The sequence below is a fragment of the Achromobacter animicus genome (genome assembly GCF_040775605.1).
In the GTDB taxonomy this organism is placed as follows: domain Bacteria; phylum Pseudomonadota; class Gammaproteobacteria; order Burkholderiales; family Burkholderiaceae_B; genus Achromobacter; species Achromobacter animicus.
In genome coordinates this window covers 3,568,793-3,592,160 of record NZ_JAYGJK010000001.1, presented here as the reverse complement: position 1 = coordinate 3,592,160, position 23,368 = coordinate 3,568,793, and the positions used below count along the sequence as shown (strand labels likewise).

19 protein-coding genes are annotated in these 23,368 nt (G+C 66.1%); 11 read left to right on the top strand and 8 right to left on the bottom strand.

Annotation, left to right across the window (positions count from 1 at the left end):
• The first annotated feature begins 206 nt into the window (after window positions 1-206).
• The 3 genes from AB3147_RS16255 (at window position 207) to greB (ending at window position 2,673) form a co-directional block, all read left to right on the top strand.
• Window positions 207-1,139 (top strand): alpha/beta fold hydrolase, encoded by a 933-nt coding sequence (locus tag AB3147_RS16255; RefSeq protein ID WP_438861023.1) that lies wholly within the window; start codon window positions 207-209, stop codon window positions 1,137-1,139.
• A 69-nt stretch (window positions 1,140-1,208) separates the two neighbouring features.
• Complete coding sequence (locus tag AB3147_RS16250) at window positions 1,209-2,054, top strand: 3',5'-nucleoside bisphosphate phosphatase (protein WP_367352425.1); 846 nt, start codon at window positions 1,209-1,211, stop codon at window positions 2,052-2,054.
• A gap of 67 nt (window positions 2,055-2,121) precedes the next feature.
• Complete coding sequence (greB, locus tag AB3147_RS16245; RefSeq protein WP_056319052.1) at window positions 2,122-2,673, top strand: transcription elongation factor GreB; 552 nt, start codon at window positions 2,122-2,124, stop codon at window positions 2,671-2,673.
• Window positions 2,674-2,825: 152 nt separating this feature from the next.
• Here greB and AB3147_RS16240 read toward each other — a convergent pair whose 3' ends face one another.
• From AB3147_RS16240 to AB3147_RS16230, 3 genes are all read right to left on the bottom strand, one after another.
• The gene (locus AB3147_RS16240; RefSeq protein ID WP_218344222.1) at window positions 2,826-3,854 is read right to left on the bottom strand and encodes a DctP family TRAP transporter solute-binding subunit; all 1,029 of its coding nucleotides are present in this window, start codon (window positions 3,852-3,854) and stop codon (window positions 2,826-2,828) included.
• Between the two features lie 85 nt (window positions 3,855-3,939).
• Entirely contained in the window at window positions 3,940-5,238 is a 1,299-nt protein-coding gene (locus tag AB3147_RS16235) for a TRAP transporter large permease (protein WP_056562218.1), read from the bottom strand.
• Window positions 5,235-5,777 (bottom strand): TRAP transporter small permease, encoded by a 543-nt coding sequence (locus AB3147_RS16230; protein WP_175136177.1) that lies wholly within the window; start codon window positions 5,775-5,777, stop codon window positions 5,235-5,237. The genes AB3147_RS16235 and AB3147_RS16230 overlap by 4 nt, the downstream gene beginning before the upstream one ends.
• A 358-nt stretch (window positions 5,778-6,135) precedes the next feature.
• Here AB3147_RS16230 and purL point away from each other — a divergent pair, with 358 nt between their 5' ends.
• Both purL and AB3147_RS16220 read left to right on the top strand, forming a co-directional pair.
• Window positions 6,136-10,185, top strand: a complete 4,050-nt coding sequence (gene purL, locus AB3147_RS16225) for a phosphoribosylformylglycinamidine synthase (protein WP_175136178.1) — start codon at window positions 6,136-6,138, stop codon at window positions 10,183-10,185.
• A gap of 245 nt (window positions 10,186-10,430) precedes the next feature.
• Window positions 10,431-12,062, top strand: coding sequence for a methyl-accepting chemotaxis protein (locus tag AB3147_RS16220; RefSeq protein ID WP_175121145.1), 1,632 nt, complete (start codon window positions 10,431-10,433; stop codon window positions 12,060-12,062).
• A 102-nt stretch (window positions 12,063-12,164) separates the two neighbouring features.
• Here AB3147_RS16220 and AB3147_RS16215 read toward each other — a convergent pair whose 3' ends face one another.
• Both AB3147_RS16215 and AB3147_RS16210 read right to left on the bottom strand, forming a co-directional pair.
• Entirely contained in the window at window positions 12,165-13,148 is a 984-nt protein-coding gene (locus AB3147_RS16215; RefSeq protein ID WP_175121146.1) for a Bug family tripartite tricarboxylate transporter substrate binding protein, read from the bottom strand.
• Window positions 13,149-13,167: 19 nt separating this feature from the next.
• Complete coding sequence (locus AB3147_RS16210) at window positions 13,168-14,124, bottom strand: alpha/beta fold hydrolase (RefSeq protein WP_367352424.1); 957 nt, start codon at window positions 14,122-14,124, stop codon at window positions 13,168-13,170.
• A gap of 156 nt (window positions 14,125-14,280) precedes the next feature.
• Between AB3147_RS16210 and AB3147_RS16205 the strand changes: the two genes are divergently transcribed.
• The 5 genes from AB3147_RS16205 to AB3147_RS16185 all read left to right on the top strand — a co-directional run bounded on the left by AB3147_RS16205 (window position 14,281) and on the right by AB3147_RS16185 (window position 19,990).
• Window positions 14,281-15,198, top strand: a complete 918-nt coding sequence (locus AB3147_RS16205; RefSeq protein ID WP_367352423.1) for a LysR family transcriptional regulator — start codon at window positions 14,281-14,283, stop codon at window positions 15,196-15,198.
• Window positions 15,199-15,264: 66 nt separating this feature from the next.
• Window positions 15,265-16,737, top strand: coding sequence for a M20 family metallopeptidase (locus AB3147_RS16200; RefSeq protein WP_062841085.1), 1,473 nt, complete (start codon window positions 15,265-15,267; stop codon window positions 16,735-16,737).
• Between the two features lie 69 nt (window positions 16,738-16,806).
• Window positions 16,807-17,364: a DUF1415 domain-containing protein gene (locus AB3147_RS16195; protein WP_175121149.1), complete on the top strand. Its 558-nt coding sequence runs from the start codon at window positions 16,807-16,809 to the stop codon at window positions 17,362-17,364.
• 316 nt (window positions 17,365-17,680) lie between these two features.
• A complete protein-coding gene (locus tag AB3147_RS16190; protein WP_175136183.1) occupies window positions 17,681-18,670 on the top strand; it encodes a Bug family tripartite tricarboxylate transporter substrate binding protein in 990 nt (329 codons plus the stop codon).
• A 24-nt stretch (window positions 18,671-18,694) separates the two neighbouring features.
• Entirely contained in the window at window positions 18,695-19,990 is a 1,296-nt protein-coding gene (locus AB3147_RS16185; protein ID WP_367352422.1) for an acyl-CoA thioester hydrolase/BAAT C-terminal domain-containing protein, read from the top strand.
• Window positions 19,991-20,000: 10 nt separating this feature from the next.
• Here AB3147_RS16185 and AB3147_RS16180 read toward each other — a convergent pair whose 3' ends face one another.
• A complete protein-coding gene (locus tag AB3147_RS16180; RefSeq protein WP_218344218.1) occupies window positions 20,001-20,585 on the bottom strand; it encodes a YceI family protein in 585 nt (194 codons plus the stop codon).
• Between the two features lie 146 nt (window positions 20,586-20,731).
• Window positions 20,732-21,196 (bottom strand): MarR family winged helix-turn-helix transcriptional regulator, encoded by a 465-nt coding sequence (locus AB3147_RS16175; protein ID WP_367352421.1) that lies wholly within the window; start codon window positions 21,194-21,196, stop codon window positions 20,732-20,734.
• 96 nt (window positions 21,197-21,292) lie between these two features.
• Here AB3147_RS16175 and AB3147_RS16170 point away from each other — a divergent pair, with 96 nt between their 5' ends.
• Window positions 21,293-21,727, top strand: coding sequence for a cupin domain-containing protein (locus AB3147_RS16170; protein WP_367352420.1), 435 nt, complete (start codon window positions 21,293-21,295; stop codon window positions 21,725-21,727).
• A 208-nt stretch (window positions 21,728-21,935) separates the two neighbouring features.
• On the opposite strand, the gene AB3147_RS16165 is transcribed toward AB3147_RS16170, so the two are convergent.
• A complete protein-coding gene (locus AB3147_RS16165; RefSeq protein WP_191575502.1) occupies window positions 21,936-23,237 on the bottom strand; it encodes a UDP-N-acetylglucosamine 1-carboxyvinyltransferase in 1,302 nt (433 codons plus the stop codon).
• Window positions 23,238-23,368 lie beyond the last annotated feature (131 nt).

Sequence of the window (23,368 nt, the reverse complement as noted above, 5' to 3'; positions counted from 1 at the left end):
TGATTGCATCGGGCCCATAGCCAACGGCAATGCGCGGCGGGCCGGGCGGAAAGCGGGCGAAGGACGGACGCTCGGAGAATGCAAGGATCGTAGCCACGACCGCCGGGATAGTCCAGAGCAGGCCGCACCGGCGTTGCATAACCGATAAGATAGCGGCCAAAGTGGCGCGGCCGTGCCGGCGCGCGCCGATCGTGGAGCCTATCGAAGTGGATGCCAGCCTGGAACCCCGTTTGGAATTCGTCACGTGCGCCAGCCCGGCGGGCCTGCATCGCATGGCCTATTGGGAATGGGGCGATCCCGCCAATGACCGCGTGCTGCTCTGCGTGCACGGTCTGACCCGCAGCGGGCGCGACTTTGATGCGCTGGCGCGCCGGCTGGCGGGCACGTACCGCGTGGTCTGCCCCGACGTGGTCGGCCGCGGCCGGTCGGATTGGCTGGTCAATCCGGCGTTCTACACCGTGCCCCAATACGTGTCCGACATGGTGACGCTTATCGCGCGCCTGCGCCCGGCCAGCCTGTCGTGGGTCGGCACGTCGATGGGCGGGTTGATCGGCATGGCGTTGTCAGGCGCCGCCGCGTTCGCCAAGGCCATGCTGGCAATGCGCCCGCATGCCGGCATGCTGCCGCCTGACCAGGGGCTGCGCCTGGACAAACTGGTGCTCAACGACGTGGGCCCGCGTCTGGAAAACGGCGCCCTGTCGCGCATCGGCCAGTACGTGGGCGCGCCTGGTGAATTCGCCACCTTCGAAGAGGCCGTGGCGACGATGCGCGCCAATTCGGAAACCTTCGGTCCGCATACCGACGCCCAATGGGCCGAGCTGGCCAAATACCTGTACCCGGCGCAGGGAGGCAAGTGGGTCAAGCACTACGACCTGGCCATCGCCCAGGCGCTGGCGGCCCAGACGCCCGAAGAACTGGCGGCGGGCGAGCAGATCCTGTGGCGGTCGTATGACGCGCTGGACTGCCCGATCCTGATTGTGCGCGGCGAACTGTCGGACCTGCTGACGCGCGCCACCGTCGACGAAATGCGCCAGCGCAATCCGCGTGCACAGGCGCTTGAGGTGGCGGGCGTGGGACACGCGCCCACGCTGATCGCGGACGATCAGGTGAACCCGGTGGCGGAGTTTCTGCTGGCCTGAACGGCCAGGCGGCAATGTGGGGACGGCACCGCGCTAGGCGTGCCGCCGGGCCTTCTCTACAATAGCCGCATGAAATCGCCCACCCTGAACATCGACCTGCATTGCCATTCCACCGTTTCGGACGGCGCGCTCGCGCCCCGGGACGTGGCGCAGCGGGCGTTCGCCAATGGCGTCGATGTCTGGGCACTGACCGATCACGACGAGGTGGGCGGCATCGCCGAAGCTTCCGCCGCGGCAGAAGAGCTGGGCATGCGCTTTGCCACCGGCGTCGAAGTCTCCGTCACCTGGGCCGGCCTGACCGTGCATATCGTCGGCCTGCGGTTTGATCACACCAACGCGGCGCTGGTCGAAGGCCTGCGCAAGACCCGCTCGGGACGCGCGGCCCGCGCCAAGCGCATCGGCGACCGCCTGGCAGACATGGGCATGCCCGGCGCCTACGAAGGCGCGCTGCCGTTTGCCGGCAATCCCGAACTGATCAGCCGCACGCACTTTGCGCGATACCTGGTGCAAGCCGGTTATTGCCCCGACGTGCAAACCGTTTTCAACAAGCATCTGGGCGACGACTGCCCCGGCCATGTGCCCATGCAATGGGCCACGCTGGCCGACGCCGTGGGCTGGATCCGCGGCGCGGGCGGCCAGGCCGTCATCGCCCACCCGGGCCGCTACAAGTACACGCCCCTGCAGTTTGCCGCGCTGTTCGACGAATTCCTGCAATTGGGTGGCGTGGGCATCGAGGTCAACACGGGCAGCCATACCGTGGAAGAAGCCCGCCAGTATGCCGAGGTGGCGCGCCGCTACGGCTTTCTGGCCTCGCGCGGCTCGGACTTCCACAGTCCCAAGGAAAGCCGGATGGACCTGGGCCAACTGCCGCCGCTGCCATCCGACCTGAAGCCGGTCTGGCACGACTGGTTCTGACGCGGGCGGCCCGCGCCGCTCATTCCGAAAGCTTCGACAGTGATCGCGCCATCGCGATGCAACCGCCATGAATAAAGCCTTTGTTAAAGAGTCCGACCACGAGGACGACGACGATCTGCCGCAGGCCCAAGCGTTGCCGGCCGGCACCAAGAACTACATGACGCCCGAGGGTTACGAGCGCCTGCGTGGCGAACTGACCCAGCTTATGAACGTGGAACGTCCGGCCGTCGTGCAGGTGGTGTCGTGGGCCGCGTCCAACGGCGACCGCTCGGAAAACGGCGACTACCTTTACGGCAAGAAGCGCCTGCGCGAGATCGACCGCCGCATGCGGTTCCTGACCAAGCGGCTGGATATTGCCGAAGTCGTGGACCCCAAGGCCCAACCCAACCGCGACCAGGCGTTCTTTGGCGCCACGGTGGTCTACGTGGACAAGGCCGGCGAGGAACACACCGTCACCATCGTCGGCGTGGACGAGGCCGAACCCCTGGCCGGCAAGATCAGCTGGATCTCGCCGGTGGCGCGGGCGCTGATCAAGGCGCGGGAAGGCGACACGGTGGTGCTGCGCACGCCGGCTGGCATCGATGAGCTGGATATTCTGGAAGTCAGCTATCCGGAATAGGGAAGTCAGACGCCCAAAAAGATAACGGGCGCCGGTTGTGGCCGGCGCCCGTTTGGTGGGCGGGATTCTAGCGTCCCTGCCTCGGTTGGCGGCTTGCGCCGCCGGTTCCCCTGGGGCTTGCTGCGAAACTTTCGCGGTTTGCTTCTTGCGGGTTACTTCTTGCGTTCTGCGATCGACTTTTCGGCCTTGTTGACCAGGTCCTCGCCGATCTGCTTCTTCCACTTTTCATAGACCGGCTTGGTGGCCTTCACGAACGCGTCGTGATCGGCCTGCGACAGCGTCGTCACCGTCACGCCGTGGCCGGCGATTTCCTTGAGCAGCGACGGGTCTTCGGGCGTGACGCCCTTGCGCGCGATCACGATCTGCTGCTTGCCGGCGTCCAGCGCGGCCTGGCGCACGATGTCGCGATCCTTTTCCGACCAGGAATTCCAGACTTCGCGGTTGACCACGAAGATCAGCGGATCGGCCACGTAGTTCCACAGCGTCAGGTACTTCTGACCCACGGTGTAGAGCTTGGAGCCCGTGTAGATCGACAGCGGATTCTCCTGGCCGTCGACCGCGCCGCTGGCCAGCGCGGGCTGCGCGTCCGCCCAGCTCATCTGCGTGGGATTGGCGCCCAGTGCGGTGAACGTGTCGATGTACAGCGGCGACCCGACCACGCGCAGCTTCATGCCCTTCATGTCCTCGGGCCGCTTGATCTCACGCTTGGAATTGCTGACCTGGCGGTAGCCGTTTTCGCCCCAGGCCAGCGGCACCACGCCGGCCTTTTCGATGAGCTTGAACATGTCCTTGCCCACGTCGCCTTGCACCAGCGCGTCGATGGCGGCGTAGTCGGGCATCAGGAAGGGCAGGGAGAACAGGTTCAGCTGCTTGACCTGCGGCGACCAGTTGATGGTCGAGCCCACGGCCATGTCGATCACGCCCTGGCGGATCGCCGTGAACTCGCGGGTCTGGTCGCCCTGGACCAGCGAGGTGCCGGGGTAGACCTTGATGTTGATGCGGCCTTCGGTGCGCTCGCGCACCAGGTTCGACCAGATCTCGGCGCCCTGGCCCCACGGGAACGTGGTGCCCACGACGATGGAGAGCTTGTACTCGGGCTTGTAGTTCTGCGCATGCACGGGCGCCATGCCCACCACGGCTGCCGCGCACAGCGCCGCGCCGATCAGGTTGCGGAATTTCATGTTGCGTCTCCTCTCTCTGCGAGTCTTTCTGTTGTTGTCATCCATGGCCGGGAACCCTTGCCGGGCCGGCCCCGTCCAGCCTCTCTCAATAACCCAGTTTGCGCGGCAGCCACAGCGCCAGTTCGGGAAACACCAGCACCGCGACCAGCACCATGAACATCGCGCCCAGCAGCCACACCACCCAGCGCACGGTCGATTCCATCGGCACGCGCGCGATGCGGCACGACACCATCAGGTTCACGGCCAGCGGCGGGGTGAACTGGCCCAGCGCCACCTTCAAGGTCAGGATCACGCCAAACCACACCGGATCCCAGCCGTAGGCATTGGCGATCGGCATGAGCAGCGGCACGAAAATCAGAAAGATCGAGATGCCGTCCAGGAACATGCCCACGGTCATCAGCAGCAGGATCAGCAGCGCCAGCACGCCCCATTCGCCGAGGCCGGAATTGACGATGGCATGCGTGATCGGGTCGATCACGCTCAGCGTCGACAGGGCCCACGCAAAGATCCCGGCCAGCGTCACCACCAGCATGATCACGGCGGACAGCTCGGCGGCTTCGCGCAGGATTTTGTAGAGGTCGCGGAACTTGATGGTGCGGTGGATGAAGCCGCCGACGAACAGGCCATAGAACACCGCGACGACGGCAGCCTCGGTCGGCGTGAACCAGCCCATCCGCATGCCGCCCAAAATCAGCACCGGCGCGGCCAGGCCCCACGACGCCTCGCGCAGGCTCTTCCAGAACGGCGGGCGGGGCAGGTGCGCTTCCAACGCACCCATCTTGTACTTGCGGCTCAGCCACACGGCCGGAATGATCAGCGCAAAGCCAGCCAGGATGCCTGGGATCATGCCGGCCGCAAACAGCGCGGGCACCGACGCGCCCGGCACCAGCACGGAATAGATGATGAAGGCCACGGACGGCGGGATCAGGATGTCGGTGGCGGCGCCGGCGGCCACCACGGACGCCGAGAACGATCCCGGATAGCCGGCGCGCGACATTGCGGTGATCATCACCGCGCCCACGGCCGCGGCGCAGGCCGGTCCCGAGCCCGAGATGCCGCCCAGAAACATGGCCACCGCAATCGACACCAGCGGCAGCATGCCCGGACCGCGTCCGACGATGGCAATCGCAAAGTCCACCAGCCGCTTGGCCACGCCCGAGCGGTCGAAGATGGAACCCACCAGCACGAACATCGGAATCGCGAGCAGCGGGTACTTCGCCAGCCCGGCATAGAAGTTCTGCGGCACCGTCAGCAGGCCATACCAGGGCGTATCCAGGTTGGTCAGCACGATCGCCACCGTGCCGCCAATGCCCAGCGCCACCCCAACGGGCACGCCGATGATCATCAGGACGATGAAGACGGTAAAGAGGATGGCGGCGATCATCGCTGGGCTTCCTGGCCCGGCGCGCGCACGAGGCGGCGCAGCGTGCCGAGCGTGCGCAGCGAAATCGCGGCGGCCATGACCGGCAGCCAGATCGAATACCACCAGGTCGGCACGCCGATGGCCGGCGAGGTTTCCTCGTAGATGTATTCGTCGTAAACCAGTTTGACCGACAGCACGGTCAGCAGCACGAAGAATCCCAGCACGCAGCCGTTCGAGATCAGCGCCATGATGCGCTGGCGGCGCGGCGAGCCCGAGTCCGCCAGGATCTCGATGCGGATGTGATGATTGCGCACGAACGCCACACTGCCGCCGGCCATCGTCAGCACGATCAAGAGGAACACGGAAATCTCTTCCGTCCAGGCGAACGACTGATCGGTGAAGTAGCGCACCAGCACATTCAGGAAAGTGATGATGGCCAACGTCGCCAGCAGGATCACGGCCAGCCAGTCCTCGACGGCCAGCGGCACCTTCACGGCGGGATCTGCTTCTACGGGGATGATCGGTTCTACGGGCTCGGCGGGGGCTTCGGGGCGGGACATGTGAGGCGGCGGCCAGCGGGCGCCGAAAGGCGCTTTTCTTGTTGGAAGGGTCGCTGCATCCTACCGTTGCGCTGCCGGGCCAGGTCTTCGTGTTTTCCCGCAATGCGGGGTCGAAGCAACATGCTGCGCCGCATCAACGTGGCGGGGCGGGAACGCCGCCGGGAGGGCAAAAGGGCCGCCTTCCGTCCCGTGGCGCCGGCGATATTGCTTTGCACCATGCCAGTGCGCGGTGTGCGGAATTCTTTTGTAACAATGGCCAAATCGGACCGCTGGAACGCGCCACGAACTTCGGCTCCGGGAAAACCCCTTAAACGGGTAAAATCCCTGCTTTGCACCCTCTTTATACGGCGCCCGCATCGTGTCCCTAGTTCAGCATCTGCCTGGTTCCTCCGTCCTGTCCTCCTTTCGACGTGATCGCCTTCTGGCGCAATTGAAGGAAGCCGGCCTGCCGGTGGCCGACATATCCGCCCGCTACGAGCACTTCGTCAGCACCGACGCCGCCCTGACGGCCGAACAGCAGCAGCAACTGTCGCAACTGCTCGACTACGGTACGCCCGCCACGGGTGACGCGCCCGCCAAGAGCGTCTCGCTGCTGGTCATCCCGCGCCTCGGCACGATCTCCCCCTGGGCCAGCAAGGCCACGGACATCGCCCACAACTGCGGCCTGTCGTCGGTGCATCGCATTGAACGCGGCGTGCGCTATGTCATTACGCCCGAACGCGGCCTGCTCGGCGCCAAGTCGCTCGACGAAGCCATGCTGGCGCGCGCGGCCGACTGCCTGCACGACCGCATGACCGAAACCGTGGTGGACGCCAGCTTCGACGGCCAAGCGCTGTTCCAGCCGCTGGCCGGCAAGCCCATGCGCACGGTCGACGTCCAGACGCGCGGCGCCGATGCGCTGGTCGAAGCCAACACCACGCTGGGCCTGGCCCTGTCCGACGACGAGATCGAATACCTGGCCAAGTCCTTCACCGACCTGGGCCGCGATCCCACCGACGTCGAGCTGATGATGTTCGCGCAGGCCAACAGCGAACACTGCCGCCACAAGATCTTCAACGCCGAATGGGTCATCGACGGCCAGTCGCAGCCCAACACGCTGTTCGGCATGATCCGCGCCACGCACAAGGCGCAGCCGCAAGGCACCGTCGTCGCGTACTCGGACAACGCCGCCATCATGGAAGGCGGCCCTGCGCAGCGCTTCCAGGCCGGCGTGCCGGGCCTGGCAGGCCAGGGCGCCGACAGCGCCAAGTACATCCGCCGCGACACCACCGTGCATACGCTCATGAAGGTGGAAACGCACAACCACCCGACCGCCATCGCCCCGTTCCCCGGTGCGTCCACCGGCAACGGCGGCGAAATCCGCGACGAAGGCGCCACCGGCCGCGGCTCCAAGCCCAAGGCGGGCCTCACGGGCTTCACCGTGTCGCACCTGCGCTTTGACGACGCACTGCAACCCTGGGAAGCCGACCACCACGGCCTGCCGGACCGCATCGCTTCGCCGCTGTCCATCATGATCGACGGCCCCATCGGCGGCGCCGCGTTCAACAACGAATTCGGCCGTCCCAACCTGCTGGGTTATTTCCGCTCGTTCGAGCAGACCGCCGGCGGCACGCGCTGGGGCTATCACAAGCCCATCATGATCGCGGGCGGCCTGGGCAGCATCGACGCCGGCCTCACGCACAAGGATGTGATTCCCCCCGGCGCGCTGCTGATCCAATTGGGCGGCCCGGGCTTCCGCATCGGCATGGGCGGCGGCGCCGCCTCCAGCATCAGCATGGGCAGCAACTCGGCTGAACTGGACTTCGACTCCGTCCAGCGCGGCAACCCCGAAATCGAACGCCGCGCCCAAGAGGTCATCGACCGCTGCTGGCAACAGGCCGAAAACAACCCCATCATCGCGATCCACGACGTGGGCGCGGGCGGCCTGTCCAACGCATTCCCCGAACTGGTCAACGACGCCGGCCGCGGCGCCATCTTTGACCTGAAGCGCGTGCCTCTCGAAGAATCGGGCCTGTCGCCCGCCGAAATCTGGAGCAACGAATCGCAGGAACGCTACGTCCTGTCGATCCTCCCGCAAGACCTCGAACGCTTTGACGCCATCGCCCGCCGCGAACGCTGCCCGTACGCGGTGGTGGGCGTGGCCACCGAAGAGCGCCAGCTGCGCGTGGTGGACGGCGAAGGCCTGCCCGGCCTGGACACGATCCGCCCGCAAGGCGATGCCGAAGTGCGCCCCGTGGACGTGCCCATCGACGTCATCCTGGGCAAGCCGCCGCGCATGACGCGCGACGTCACCCGCCTGCCCGGCGTGTCCGAGCCGCTGGATCTGGCCGGCATCGACCTGACCGAAGCCGCCTACCGCGTGCTGCGCCACCCCACCGTGGCCAACAAGTCCTTCCTCATCACCATCGGCGACCGCACCGTTGGCGGTCTGTCCAGCCGCGACCAGATGGTCGGTCCGTGGCAAGTGCCTGTCGCCGACTGCGCCGTCACGCTGGCCGACTACGAAGGCTTCCGCGGCGAAGCCATGTCGATGGGCGAACGCACCCCCATCGCCATGCTGGACGCCCCGGCCTCGGGCCGCATGGCCGTGGCCGAAGCCCTGACCAACCTGGCCGCCGCCGACGTGGCGCGCCTTGAAGACATCAAGCTGTCGGCCAACTGGATGGCCGCCTGCGGCGTGGCCGGGCAAGACGCCGCGCTGTACGACACCGTGTCCGCCGTCAGCGAGTTGTGCCAGGCCACCGGCCTGTCCATCCCGGTCGGCAAGGACTCGCTGTCCATGAAGACCTCCTGGGAACAGGATGGCGAGCAGCGCCAGGTCGTGGCGCCCGTGTCGCTGATCATCACGGCGTTCGCACCCGTTGCTGATGTCCGCGCCAGCCTGACGCCGCAACTGCGCACCGACGCCGGCGACAGCGTCCTGATCCTGATCGACTTGGGCCGCGGCCGTCACCGCATGGGCGGCTCGATCCTGGCGCAGACCTACAACCAGGTCGGCCAGACCGTGCCGGACATCGACGCGCCGCAAGACCTGCGCGCCTTCTTCGTCACCATCCGCACGCTGGCCGAAGCCGGCACCATCCTGTCCTATCACGACCGTTCCGATGGCGGCCTGTTCGCCACGCTGGTCGAAATGGCCTTCGCTGGCCGTACCGGCATCTCGGTCAACCTGGACATGCTGACCTTCGATCCGCAGTCGGCCGATTGGGGCGACTACAAGATCCGTCCGGAACAGGTCGCGGTGCAGCGCGACGAACTGACGCTCAAGGCCTTGTTCTCGGAAGAAGCGGGTGCCGTCATCCAGGTGCCGGCTTCGCAGCGCGACGCCGTCATGCAGGTGCTGCGCGGCGCGGGCCTGTCGGCCCACTCGCACGTCATCGGCGGCCTGAACGGCGCCGACGAAGTCGAGTTCTACCGCGACGGCCGCAAGGTCTGGGGCCAGCCGCGCGCCGATCTTGGCCGCGCATGGTCCGAAGTCTCGCACCGCATCATGGCGCGCCGCGACAATCCCGCGTGCGCCCAGGCTGAACTGGACGTCTGGAACGACACCAAGGATCCGGGCATGAGCCCGACCGTGGCCTTCGACCCGCAAGAGGACGTGGCCGCGCCGTTCATCAATACCGGCAAGCGTCCGCGCGTGGCCATCCTGCGCGAGCAGGGCTGCAACAGCCAGGTCGAAATGGCCTGGGCCTTCGATACCTCGGGCTTCGAGGCCATCGACGTCCACATGACCGACCTTCTGTCCGGTCGCCTGGACCTGGCCCAGATGCAGGGCCTGGTCGCCGTCGGCGGCTTCAGCTACGGCGACGTGCTGGGCGCCGGCGAAGGCTGGGCGCGCACCATCCGCTTCAATAGCAAGCTGTCGGATCAGTTCGCCGCGTACTTCGCGCGTCCCGATACCTTCGCGCTGGGTGTGTGCAACGGCTGCCAGATGATGGCCGCGCTGGCGCCCATGATCCCGGGCGCCGAGCACTGGCCGCGCTTCACGCGCAACCAGTCCGAAAAGTACGAAGCCCGTCTGTCGATGGTGGAAATCGCCAAGTCGCCGTCCATCTTCTTTGCCGGCATGGAAGGCGCCCGCGTGCCGGTCGCCGTGGCCCATGGCGAAGGCTTTGCCGACTTCTCGCAGCAGGGCGACGCCAGCCGCGTGCTGGCCGGCGCGCGCTTCATCGACAACTATGGCCAAGCCACCGAAGCCTATCCGTTCAACCCGAACGGCAGCCCGGGCGGCCTGACCTCGGTCACCACGGCCGACGGCCGCTTCACGGTGATGATGCCGCACCCGGAACGCGTGACCCGCAACGTCATGATGTCGTGGGCGCCCGAGAAGTGGGGCAATGCGGACTCGGGCGGTGCGTTCAGCCCGTGGATGCGCATCTTCCGCAACGCGCGCGCCTGGCTGAAGTAAGCGTTTCGGGCTAAGCCCCGAACCCCTGGCCACCGAAACCGCCGCGGCTCGTCCGCGGCGGTTTTGCGTTGACGGCCTTGCCGCGGCGGCGAGATCCCGCTGCCGAAGGGGGGGCTCTGGCGGCAGGCGCACAAGCTGTCCGCCACGCGGTTCGCTCAACGCATGTAACCCGGTGAAATATTTAACTTTTCATTGCATTGCGCCGTTAAGGGGAAAGCGTTACGCAACCCCCGGAGTGGCTTTCAATGTTCAAGAATTTAAGTATCCGCGCAATCCTGACGACCGCCTTGGCCGTCTTCTTTGCACTCTTTCTGGTGACTGGCATCGCGGTCTACCAGCAACTGACCTCCAACCGCACCTCGATCGAGGTGATGCTGGACACCAACCTGGTCCGCGCCAATTCGCTGGACGACGCGGCGTCGGACCTGCTGCGCGCCCGCGTGGTGCTGCTCGCGGCGCATAGCGCGCTGCTCGAAGGCAAGAGCCTGGACACGACGGCCAGCAACATGCAGCGCATGGACAGCTACGTCACTAAGGCCACCGGTCAGATCGAAGCCGCGCGCAAGCTGCCGGAAACGTCGCCGCAGGGCAAGCCTCTGTTCGAGGCGGCGCTGGCCGCCTACGACGTCTACGTGCGCGAGGCCATCGGCCCGATGATCGCCGCCATTCGCGCCGGCGACGCCAAGGAGGCCGGCCGCATCAATCAGGAAAAGGTCAGCCCGCTGGGCACCAAGTTCACCCAGGCCAACCAGCAATATGTGGACTTCGCCGACGAAGTCGGCCAGCGCGTGGCGCGCGATTCCGCCGCGCGCATCAATACCGCGATCGTCTTCCTGATCTGTCTGCTGGTCGTGGTGGCCGCACTGGTCGTGGGCCTGTATGTGGTCTTCGGCCGCGCCGTCTTCCGTCCGTTGCATGAAGCCGGGCGCCTGTTCGACCGCATCGCCAGCGGCGACCTGACCAACCGCATCGAGCAGCGCGGCAACAACGAGATCGGCGTCCTGTACGGCGCCGTCAAGCGCATGCAGGACAGCCTGGCGCGCACGGTGTCGGCCGTCCGCCTGGGCGTGGAAGAGATCCACACCGGCTCGCGCGAGATCGCCGCCGGCAACATCGACCTGTCCTCGCGCACCGAGCAGCAGGCCGCGTCGCTGGAAGAAACCGCCGCCAGCATGGACGAACTGTCCTCCACCGTGAAGAACAATGCCGACAGCTCGCGCAGCGCGGCGCAACTGGCGATGGCGGCATCGGAAGTCGCCACGCGCGGCGGCCAGGCGGTCGGCGACGTGGTCGGCACGATGCGCGGCATTGCCGACAGCTCGCATCGCATCTCCGACATCGTCGGCGTGATCGACGGCATTGCCTTCCAGACCAACATCCTGGCGCTGAACGCCGCGGTCGAGGCCGCGCGCGCGGGCGAGCAGGGCAAGGGTTTCGCCGTGGTGGCCAGCGAAGTGCGCGCGCTGGCGCAGCGCAGCGCCGCCGCCGCCAAGGAGATCAAGGGCCTGATCGACGACTCCGTGCAGAAGGTCTCGGTGGGTTCGGACCAGGTGGAGGCCGCCGGCGCCACCATGCAGGAGATCGTGACGTCGGTGCGCCGCGTGGCGGACATCATCAACGAGATCTCCAGCGCGTCCGAGGAGCAGTCGCAGGGCATCGAGCAGGTGAACCAGGCCGTGTCGCAGATGGACAGCGTGACGCAGCAGAACGCGGCGCTGGTCGAAGAGGCCGCGGCCTCGGCGGCATCGCTGGAAACGCAGGCCCAGCGCCTGCGCGACGCGGTTGCGGTGTTCAAGCTGCAATCCGGCCGGGTGATCGACGCTGAAGCTCCCGCGCTGGACAACCGCGGCGCTGAACCGGCGCTCATCGGCGCCTGATTCCGCCCGCCAAAGTTACGCGCCAATAAAAAGCCGGCCCCGAAGGCCGGCTTGCATGTACCACGCAAGGCCCCGACGCATGACGCGCCGGGGCCTTTCGCATTACTGGTCGAGCTGGATCTTGGCGTCGTTGGCGACGTTCTTCCACTTCTTCACGTCGCTGGCGATCACTTGCTGGAAGGCGTCCGACGAACCGGCCACCACGGTGCCGCCCAGGCTGGCCATCTTGGCCTTCACTTCCGGCGTGTTCAGCGCCTTGACCGAGGCGTCGTGCAGCTTGGTCTTCACGGCTTCCGGCAGGTTCTTCGGGGCCAGCAGGCCGTTCCACGCGTTGGCTTCGTAGCGCGTCAGGCCGGCTTCCTTGAAGGTCGGCGTGTCGGGCAGTTCCGGCGAACGCACGTCGGCGGCGATGGCGATCGGGCGGATCTGGCCGCTCTTGATGTAGGGCAGCGAGGCCGGCACCGGTTCCCAGATCATCGACACCTGGCCGCTGATCACGTCGGTGAAAGCGGGGCCCGCGCCGCGGTAGGCGATGTGCATCAGGTGCGAACCCGTCATCGACTTCATCAGTTCCATCGCCAGGTTACCCAGGCCGCCCGCGCCGGACGACGCGTACGTGTACTTGTCCGGATTGGCCTTCGATTGCGCGATCAGCGCGTTCAGGTCGGCGGCGGGGAAGTCCTTGGTGACGCTCAGCACGCCGGGCACGGTGACCAGTTGCGTGATGGCCGTGAAATCCTGCGATGCGTCGTACGTCAGGTTCTTGTAGACGGCGGGGTTCGTGCCGTGGGTGCTGGAGGAGGCCAGCAGGATGGTGTAGCCGTCGGGTGCGGCGTCGGCGACGTAGCGCGTGCCGATCGAACCGCCTGCGCCGGCCTTGTTCTCGACCACCACCGTGACGCCGAGTTCGGTGCCCAGTTGCGCGGCGAAGACGCGGCCGATGATGTCGGCGGTGCCGCCCGGGGCGAACGGCACGATCATGCGGATGGGCTTGCTCGGGTAGTCGGACTGCTGGGCCGAAGCGCCGGCCGCCAGCGTGGCGCCGGTCAGGAGCGCCAGGGCGATGGTGGTTTTCTTCAGGGTCATCTGTATCTCCACGAGAAGGTTAGTCGAGGCTGCGATCGAGCCAATCGACGATCAATCCGGCAAGGTGGTCGCTGTTGCGATCCAGCATGCAGAAATGCGAGTTGCCGGCGATGCCGGCAGCGGGCAGGTCCAGCACGTCGGCGCGTTGTCCGGCCGCGCGCAGGGCGTTCCAATAGGCGTCCGTCTGGGCGCGATAGCGCTGCCAGGTGTCGTCCGCGGTGAAGTGATCGCCCCAGACCAGCAGTTGCGGGGGCAACTGACAGGAGGCCTGGGCCGGGGTGCCGGTGGGTTCGACGGCCACGACGGCGCGCACGGTCGCGGCATATTCCTGCGCCAGCTGCGTGACAAAGCCGCCGCCCTGGCTATGGCCGACCAGGATGCAAGGGCCCACGAAGTCGAGCAGCGCGCGATAGGCGTCCAGCGCCATGTCGCCGTGCGTCAGCCAGCGCGGGACGAACTGTTTGGAAAAGGTGTCGAACGCCTCGACGGGAAACTGCTGTCCCGGATACGCCTGGCGCGGTTCGCCGGCCGGCGCATAGCCCGAGGCCGGGCCGATGCGGAACAGCCGCCACGCTTCTTCCTTGGATCGGAAGATGGGGGCCGAATCGTAGACCTCGGGAAACATCGCCCACGAGGCGCGGCCGCGTTCCGGCGCGTCGGACACGAAGACGTCGTAGCCGGCCTGCAGCAGGCGCCACAACCAGCCGTCGCGGCCATCCGGCGTGCTTTCCCATTGCGCGCCGGTCATGCCGCCGCCATGCCATAGCAGGACGGGGTAAGGCCGCGTCGGCTGCGCGAGGCGGTACTCCTGGACATACAACTGGCCGACGCTGTAGCCGCCGTTCATGTCGATGAGCCGGGGCGACGCATTGCCAACCACCTTTTGCTGCTGCATCGGCAGTCCGCCGGCCACGACTTCGACGCCGCCCAGGTAATGGCTGCGGATGGACTTGAGCTGGACAGGGATGTCGGACATAGGGTTTTCCAGGAGTGGATGCGGGGATATTAGTTGCAAGGTGTTTCTGTCTTGTGCAAAATGCGCACTCGTTGTGCCGAGAAGGCACAGCCGATGAGCCGCTGGCCAACACGCATCCAGCCCCGGACAGACATGGGGCGGGGCAGGAGAAGACGCATGGACATCAAATGGCTGGAAGACTTCGTCGCGCTGTCGAAGTCGCGCAACCTGTTTCAGGCCGCGGAGTCGCGCAACGTGACGCACCCGGCGTTCGGGCGCCGCATCAAGGCGCTTGAGGATTGGGCGGGTGTGCCGCTGGTCGAACGCGGCCACCAGGTGTCCACGCTGAACGCCGCCGGCCGCAGCGTGCTGGCCGCCGCCATCGACGTGCTGGACATCCTGCACGAGACGCGCGAAGCACTGCAGAAGCCCGAACAGGAACGCGCCCGCAAGATCACCATCGCATCAGGCAAGACGCTGGCGCACTCGGTGCTGCCGGGGCTGATGGCCGGCGTGCAGCGCAGCCTGCCCGCGTTTCAGTTGAAGGTGATCACCACGACGCTGAATTACGGCGTGGATATGCTGGGGGATGGCGAGGTCGATTTCCTTTTGTGCCATGCCCACGAACCGCTGTACGCCAAGATCGACAATCCCAATTACCGTTGCCGGCGCGTGGGCGCCGACAAGCTGGTGGCCGTGAGCGCGCCCGTGGCGCCCGGCGGCCGTCACCCCCGGTACGCGGTGCCCAAGCTGGCGTCCGACCCGCCCGTGCCTTTCCTGGCCTACGCCGACAGCATGTCGCTGGGTCGCATCCTGCACGACAAACTGCGCGGCCTGTGCGAGGTGCCGCTGCTGCAAACCACCTACGAGTCCGACCTGGCCGACGCGCTGCACGCCATGGCGCGCCAGGGTTTCGGCCTGGCCTGGCTGCCGCACACGCTCGTCGAACCCGACCTGCGTGACGGCCGGCTGGTCCGCGCCGACGGCGCCCGCAACGACATCCATATGGAAATCCGCCTGTACCAGTCGGTCGGCAACACCAAGCCCCTGGCCCGCGAGGTGTGGAGCCGCATCGAGGCTTACGCAGCCAAATAACGCCGTTTGCCCGCGCAGGCATAAAATAGCGGTTTGCCCCTTTCCCGCACACAGGAAGCCAGCGCCATGAACGCACGCATCCCCGAAGACGCATTGCCGCCCACCCTTGATCCCAAAGCCCTCCAGGACTTCGTGGACGACAAGTGGGACAACGAGATCATCCCCGCGCTGACCGACTACATCGCCATTCCCGCCAAGAGCCCGGCCTTTGACGCCGACTGGGAAAAGAACGCGTTCATCGAGCGCGTGGTGCGCGATGCGGCGCAGTGGGTCGAAGCGCAGAAGGTCTCCGGCCTGAAGCTGGAAGTGGTGCGCCTGCCGGGCCGCACGCCCGTCATCTTCTTTGACGCGCCCGCCACCCGCAGCGACAACGGCGACACCGTGTTGCTCTACGGCCACCTGGACAAGCAACCTGAATTCTCGGGCTGGCGCGCCGGACTCGGTCCGTGGACGCCCAAGTACGAAGACGGCAAGCTCTACGGCCGCGGCGGCGCCGACGACGGCTACGCCGTGTACGCTTCGCTGACCGCCATCATGGCGCTGGACAAGCAAGGCATCCCGCGTCCGCGCTGCGTCGGCATCGTCGAGACCTGTGAAGAATCCGGCAGCTACGACCTGTTGCCCTACGTCGACGCGCTGCGCGATCGCCTGGGCAACGTGGCCCTGGTGGTGTGCCTGGATTCCGGCGCCGGCAACTACGACCAGCTCTGGATGACCACGTCGCTGCGCGGCATGGTGTCCGGCACGCTGGAAGTCCAGGTCCTGGACGAAGGCGTCCATTCCGGCGACTCCAGCGGCGTCGTGCCGTCCTCGTTCCGCATTCTGCGTCACTTGCTGGACCGCCTGGAAGACAGCGGCACCGGCCGCCTGCTGCCGCAAAGCCTGCACTGCGAAATCCCCGCCGAACGCATCGAACAGGTCAGCGCCACTGCGCGCATCCTGGGCGACGAAGTGTGGCGCCGTTTCCCCTGGAGCTGCGGCGCCGACGGCGGCTTCGTGCTGCCCATGACCACTGAACCTGAACAGGCGCTGCTGAACCGCACGTGGCGCCCCACGTTGTCCGTGACCGGCGCCGAAGGCTTGCCGCCGCTGTCCAGCGCCGGCAACGTGCTGCGCCCGCGCACCGCCTTCAAGCTGTCGCTGCGTCTGCCGCCGCTGGTGGACGCGGTGGCCGCCTCGCAGGAAATCAAGGAACTGCTCGAAGCCGACGCGCCCTACAACGCCAAGGTCATCTTCAAGGCCAACGAAGGCGCCGCCACCGGCTGGAATGCGCCCGCCACGGTGCCGTGGCTGACGCAGGCCCTGGACGCCGCTTCGCAGCAGTACTACGGCGCGCCTTGCGGCTACATCGGCCAGGGCGGCACGATTCCGCTGATGAGCATCCTGCAAAAGGGCTTCCCGCAGGCGCAGTTCATGGTGTGCGGCGTGCTGGGTCCCAAGTCCAACGCGCACGGCCCCAACGAATTCCTGCACGTGCCGTACGGCAAGAAGCTCACCGCCGCCGTGGCTCAGACCATGGCCGCCATGCCGGCCGCTTGACCTGCACGCTTGCCATGCAGAGCGCGGGGCCTTCGGCCTTGCGCTCTTTCTATTTCCAGGACTGATTCCATGATTTCCACTTCCGACGCCTACGCCAACGTGGTCGCAGAAACCCGCCACTGGCTGAACCAGGCGGTGATCGGCCTGAACCTCTGTCCCTTCGCCAAGGCGGTGCAGGTCAAGGACCAGATCCGCTTTGCCGTCAGCGACGCCACCGACGCCGAGGGCGTGCTGACCGACCTGCAGGACGAGCTGGCGCTGCTGGCCGAAACCGACCCCGACAAGATCGACACCACGCTGCTCATCATCCCCGACGCGCTGGACGACTTCATGGAGTTCAACGACTTCGAAGACCTGTCCGACCGCCTGCTCAAGCGCATGCGTCTGGTGGGCGAACTGCAAGTCGCCACCTTTCATCCGCAATTCCAGTTCGCCGACACGCAGCCGGACGACATCGAGAACTACACCAACCGCTCGCCGTATCCCATCCTGCATCTATTGCGTGAAGACAGCATCGACCGCGCGGTGGAGTCGTTCCCGGATGCCGCCGAGATTTACGAGAAGAACATCGACACGATGAACAAGCTCGGGCTGGAAGGGTGGAAAAAGCTGATGACGAAGGCCTGATCGGCGGGTCTTGATCGGGCCTTGATCAGGCCTTGATCGGGCCTTGATCGGGCCTTGATCGGGCCGCGACTCGGCCCACATCAAGTCCCCGCATCGGGTTCGGCATCGGGTCCCGCATCGGGCCCCGTATCGCGTCCATCACCCAGGCAGTTACCGGGATATCCCTAGATAGCCCGTCGGTTGTATTGCATACAACATACGATCATTGTGACCGTCGCCGATCGGCGGCGGCCTGTACGTCCTTCCCCTTTTCATTGTCTTGCCTCGCGGCCCCCGTCGGCCGCGCGTTGGCCTTTGCCTTTGTCTGGAGAGCCGTATGCGATTCACCCGCCGTCATGCCCTGGGCGCGCTCGCCGCCTTGCCGTTGATCTCGCGCCCGGCCTGGGCCCAGCAGAACGCCTTTCCGACGCGTCCCGTGCGTCTGCTGGTGGGCTTTGCGCCCGGCGGGCTGACCGACATTGCCGCGCGCGCGCTGGCCGACCGCATGGGCAAGACGCTCAAGCAGAACGTCGTCGTTGAAAACCGCCCCGGCGGGCAGGCCATCATCGCCACCGTCGCAGTGGCGCGGGCCGAGCCCGACGGCTACACGCTGGGCTTTGCCGGCACCAACGGCATGATTCTCAACCCCTTGCTCTACAACAATCTGCCGTACCAGCCATCGGACTTCAAGCAATTGGGATCCATGGGCAAATCGCCCATGCTGCTGATCGTGCATCCCGACCTGGGCGTGAACACCGTGCAGGAGTTCATTGACCTGGCCAAGAAGAAGCCCAACGACATCACCTGCGCGCATGCCGGCCGCGGCGTCATCAATCATCTGGCGCTGCTGCATTTCCAGTCGAAGACCGGGACGCAATTCCAGGACGTGCCCTACAAGGGCAGCGGTCCGGCGCTGCTGGACCTGATGGCGGGCACCGTGCAAAGCACGTTCGACTTTCCGACCTCGGCGCTGCCCAACATCAAGTCCGGCAAGCTGAAGGTGCTGGCCGTCACTGCGGACAAGCGGCTGTCCAGCCTGCCCGATGTGCCGACGATGAAGGAAGCGGGCGTCGACGACTTCGAGCTCTACACCCGCATGATGATCTCCGGCCCCGCCGCCATGCCCGCCGACGTCGTGAAGACGCTGGAGCACGCCGTGCGCGAAGGCACGCGCGATCCCAGCCTGGTGCAACAATTCGCGGAGCAGGGCGTGGCCGTGGAGTTCACGTCGTCCGCAGATCTGGACAAGGTCATCGCCGACGAATCCGCCATGTGGGCGCAGGTCATCAAGGCCAACGGCGTGCCCAAGACCGACCTGAAGGCATAAGGCCGCGACGGCAAGGAGACGACAGTGACACAGCCCCGTATCACCGTAACGCCCGAACGCGCGCTGATCGACGTCGAGCGCGACATCCGCATCGAAGGCTTTCCGGCTTATGCCTTTATCACCGTCACGGCCAGCATGCACATGTGCGGCGCGGCGTGGCGCTCGGAGGCCGTGTTCGTGGCCGGCCACGACGGACGCCTGGACTTGCGGCGCGATAGCCCCGTGTCCGGCTCGTACGCCGAGCCGTCGGCCATGGGCATCGTCTGGTCCATGGTGTGCCAGGACATGGACCGCGTGGTGTTTCCGCCCGACAGCACCGATGCGCTGACCGTGCACCTTCACGCCACGAATGGCGCGCTGTCGGCAGAGGCCACTTTGGTGCAGGACTTCCTGGCGGACGGTGTCACGCACCGGTCCGTGCGCGAAGAGGTGGACGGCATGTCGCTGTCCGGCGAACTATTCGTGCCGGCCGGACCCGGCCCGCATCCCGTCGTGGTCTACATGAACGGCTCGTCGGGTGGCGTCAACGCGCCCCGCGCCGCGCTGTTTGCCGCTCGCGGCTATCAATGCCTGGCGTTGGCGATCTTCAACTACGACGGCCGTCCGAAGTACTTGAACGACATGCCGCTCGAATACTTCGAAGCCGCCCTGAAATGGGTCCGCAAATCGCTGCAGCCGCGCGACGGCTTCGTGGCGGTGTCGGGCATCAGCCGGGGCGGCGAGACATCGTTGCTTGTTGCCTCGCATTTCCCCGACCTGGTCAGCGCGGTCGTGGCCTACGTGCCGTCGCCCGTGATGCACGGCGTGGTCAGCGCCGGCGCGCCGGGCACGGGCCGCGATGCCCAGGTCTGGACCCGGCATGGCGAGCCCTTGCCGCACCTGTGGCAAGACAACGCCACGGCCGACTGGAACGCCGCCTATGCCTCCGAGCCGCCGTATCGCCAGACCCTGGCATTCCTGAGCGCCACGCGCGATGCTTCGGCCTTCGAGCGCGCGCGCATTCCCGTCGAAAACTACCCCGGACCGGTCATGCTGGTCAGCGCGTCCGACGACGGCTTCTGGCCCAGCACCGCGTATTCCGAAATGGTGGTGAGGCAGCGGCAGGCGTTTGATCTGCCCACGAACCACTACGTTTGCGCCGGGGCGGGCCACCATGTCCACTATCCCTGCCTGCCGGCCACGCTGATCAACAAGCCGCACGCGATGTCCGGACTGCTGCTGGATGCGGGCGGCACGCCGTCCGCCAACGCGGCTGGGAACGAAGGGTCGTATCGCGCGGTGCTGGACTTTCTGGCGCAAGCGCGAGGCGGGCAAGGGTAGGGCGCGAGCCTTATTGCCGGCGGATGGCCTCGACCTGGATCTTCAGCTTGACCTCGGGCTTGAAGCCCATGTCCAGCCCGAAGTTCATGCCGAAATCCTTGCGGCTGAACTCGGTGGAAGCATCGGCGCCGCAGACCTCGCGCTTGACCATCGGATGATCGATGCATTTGAAGTCGTCGATATCGAGCTTCACCTGGCGCGTGACGCCGCGCAGCGTCAGGTCGCCCGTGGCTTCCTCCGGCTTGTCGCCGTCGAACTTGGTGAACTTGCCCTTGAACGTGGCGGTGGGGTACTTGGCTGCGTCGAAGATATCCGGCGCGATCGCGTGCTGGTTCATTTCGTCGTGGCCGAAGTCCACCGACTTGATGTCCACGGTGACTTCCAGGGTGCCGGTGCGCGCCGCGCGGTCCAGCACGACCACGCCGCTGGACTGGTTGAACTTGCCCCGCCAGGTCGACAGGCCGCCAAAGTGATCGGCCTCGAAACTGGGGTACGTGTGCGAGGGATCAAGGTCATACGTGACCGGCGCAGCGGTCGCGGCGAAGGTCATCGACAGCGCACTTGCGCCCAGCAACAGGGACGGGATCAACTTCATTGCGGCTCCTTGTGGATGGCGTTCAAGCACGCCGGCGACGGGTCGCCTGCGTGCCGGAAAGACAAGACAATAACATTCAGTTCTGTGTCAGCAGTGCGGCGTAAATCAAAAATCCGGGGCGCTGCGCGGCGCACCGTCCGATGGCATCAATCCACTTTGCCCAGCCATGCCGACAGATCCTGCAAGGTCTCACGCAGGGCGTTGAAGCGCTGTTCACCCAGGTGCGCTTTCCATTCCAATTCAACGGCCGCCACGCATCGGCGCATCAGCACGTACATCTCCTGACCGCGGGCGGTGAGCTGCAATTCGGTGGAATTCGATGTGGCGCCGGGCCGGCGCAGCAGATAGCCGCGCCGCTCCAGTTCGGCCAGCACGTAGTTCATCGCCTGGCGCGACATGTTGCATTGGCGGGCCAGCTCGATTGGCCGCCGGCCGTGCGGGCCGGGATACATGAAGACGCCCAGTTCGGTCAATGACACGTCAAATCCCTGCGCGTTGACGGCGGACAACATGCGCGCGACCACGTGCTCGCGAGGCAGCCGCAGCAAGGAACCGATCATCGGCAGGCCGGTTTGCGGTTCGGATGCGGCGCTATTTTTTCTGCTGGACATGGCGTAAAAAATTTGTACACTGGAACGTAAAGTAACTTTACACGGGAGTATGCCATGAACGTAGCGCAAGCATTCGATGAAGAAGAAGTGATCCGCGTGGGCCAACTGGAAATCCGCTATCTCCAGCCAAGCGGGCGGGGCAACCGCATGGGGGCGTTTGAATTGTGTGTGCCGCCGGGCTCGAACGTGCCGCCGCCGCACAGCCACGACAACGAGGAATTGATCTACGTGCTTGAAGGCACGCTGCGCTTTACCGTCGGCGCAGAAACGCGCGACCTTCGTCCCGGCGATTCGATGACCACGCCGACCGGTGTGGCCCATGCGTTCAGCAACCCGCACGCGGTCATGGCCAAGGCGCTGGTGATCAACACGCCGGAAATCAGCGCGGATTACTTCCGCGAGATGGCGGCGCTGATCAACGGCGGCGGGCCGCCGGACAAGGCTCGGATGATGGAGACGATGAAGCGGTTCGGCCTGACGCCGATCGCGCCGGCGCCGGCATCGGCGCCTGCTGTGGCGGCGGCAGGTTGACCGCGCGCGTGATCGGCGCAGCGTTCCGGGCCGCATCGCCGGCATCCGAAGGCGGCCAGTGAGCGCGCAAAAAGGGGCGTCGCCAGGACGCCCTTATTTCGGTTGATTCGACTTCGATCGCTTCAGCTTCGATTGCTTCAGCTTTGGTCGCTATCGCTACGGTCGCTATCGCCTCAGTCGCTACAGCTTCGGCTGATGAATCCTCGGCTTACTCGTCGTTCGCCCACTCGACCTGCACGCCCAGGCTGCGCAGGTTCTCGACAAAGCTCGGATGGGCGCGTCGGATCGGCGTGGCGTTGCGAATCTCCGAACGTCCCTTGATGCTGCTGGCCACCATGAACAGCGCGATCGCCACGCGGATGATGTAGGGGCTTTCGACCACGCCCGGCGTCAGCGGATTGCCGCCAAACGTCACCACGCGGTGCGGGTCCGACGAGAACACGTGCGCACCAAATTTGGACAGCTCGCCCGTCCAGCCCAGCGCACCGTCATAGACCTTGTTCCAGAACATCGCATTGCCCTCGGCGCACACGCCCAGCGCAATGAAAATCGGCAACAGGTCCACCGGAAAGTAAGGCCAGGGCGCCGCCTCGACCTTGGTCAGCACATTGCTGGTGAACGGCGTCTGCACCTTCAAAGGCCCGTCGCGCAGCGCGCGGGACCAGCCGTCCTTGTGCTCGATTCGCACGCCGAACTTGGCGAACGTGCGGTCGATAAGCGGAAAATTGCCCGGCGTGCGATTGCGCACCACCACGTCGCCACCCGTGATCGCGCCCAGCGCGAGGAAGGTCGTGATCTCGTGGAAATCTTCTTCAAACGTGAACTCGCCGCCGCCCAGACGCTTGCCGCCGCGCACCACCAGCCGCGACGTGCCGATGCCGTCGATATCGGCGCCCATCATTGCCATGAACCGGCAGAACTCCTGCACGTGCGGCTCGGACGCTGCATTGGTCAACGACGACTCGCCTTCTGCCGCGGCCGCGCACAACACGAAGTTCTCGGTCGTGGTCACGGACGCATAGTCCAGCCAATGATGCGTGGGCTTGAGCGGACCGCTCGCGCGCACCAGCAGTGACCCGCTGGCGCGTTCCACCTGGCCGCCGAATGATCGGAAGATGTCCACGTGGGGATCGATCTCGCGCACCCCCAGCGTGCATCCCTTGACGTTGTCCTCCAGCCGCGCCACGCCAAAGCGCGCCAGCAGCGGCGGCACCAGCATGATCGACGAACGCATCTCCTCGGGCAGCCGGTGGTTTGCCGCATCGAAGACGGTGTTCTTGTGATGCAGCGCCAGCGTGCGCGTCGCATCGTCCAGCCGGACGTCACTGCCCAGTGTGCGAAAGATGTCCAGGATCTTGCGCACATCGGTGATATCCGGCACCCCATGCAATGTCAACGGCTGATCGGTCAGCAGCGTGGCGCACAGGATCGGCAGCACCGCGTTCTTATTGGCCGAAGGGACGACGCGGCCGCGCAAAGGCGTGCCGCCGTGGACGATGAGGTTGGACATGGGGATGGGGACTGCCGGGAAAGAAATAGGGGAGAGCGCGGGGATTGTACTGGCGAACGTCCAGACCGCTCGGGGCCGGCTGGGCCGTGCCGCTTGAGGATACGCACCCCGCGTGCTTCCGAGCGTCGCCA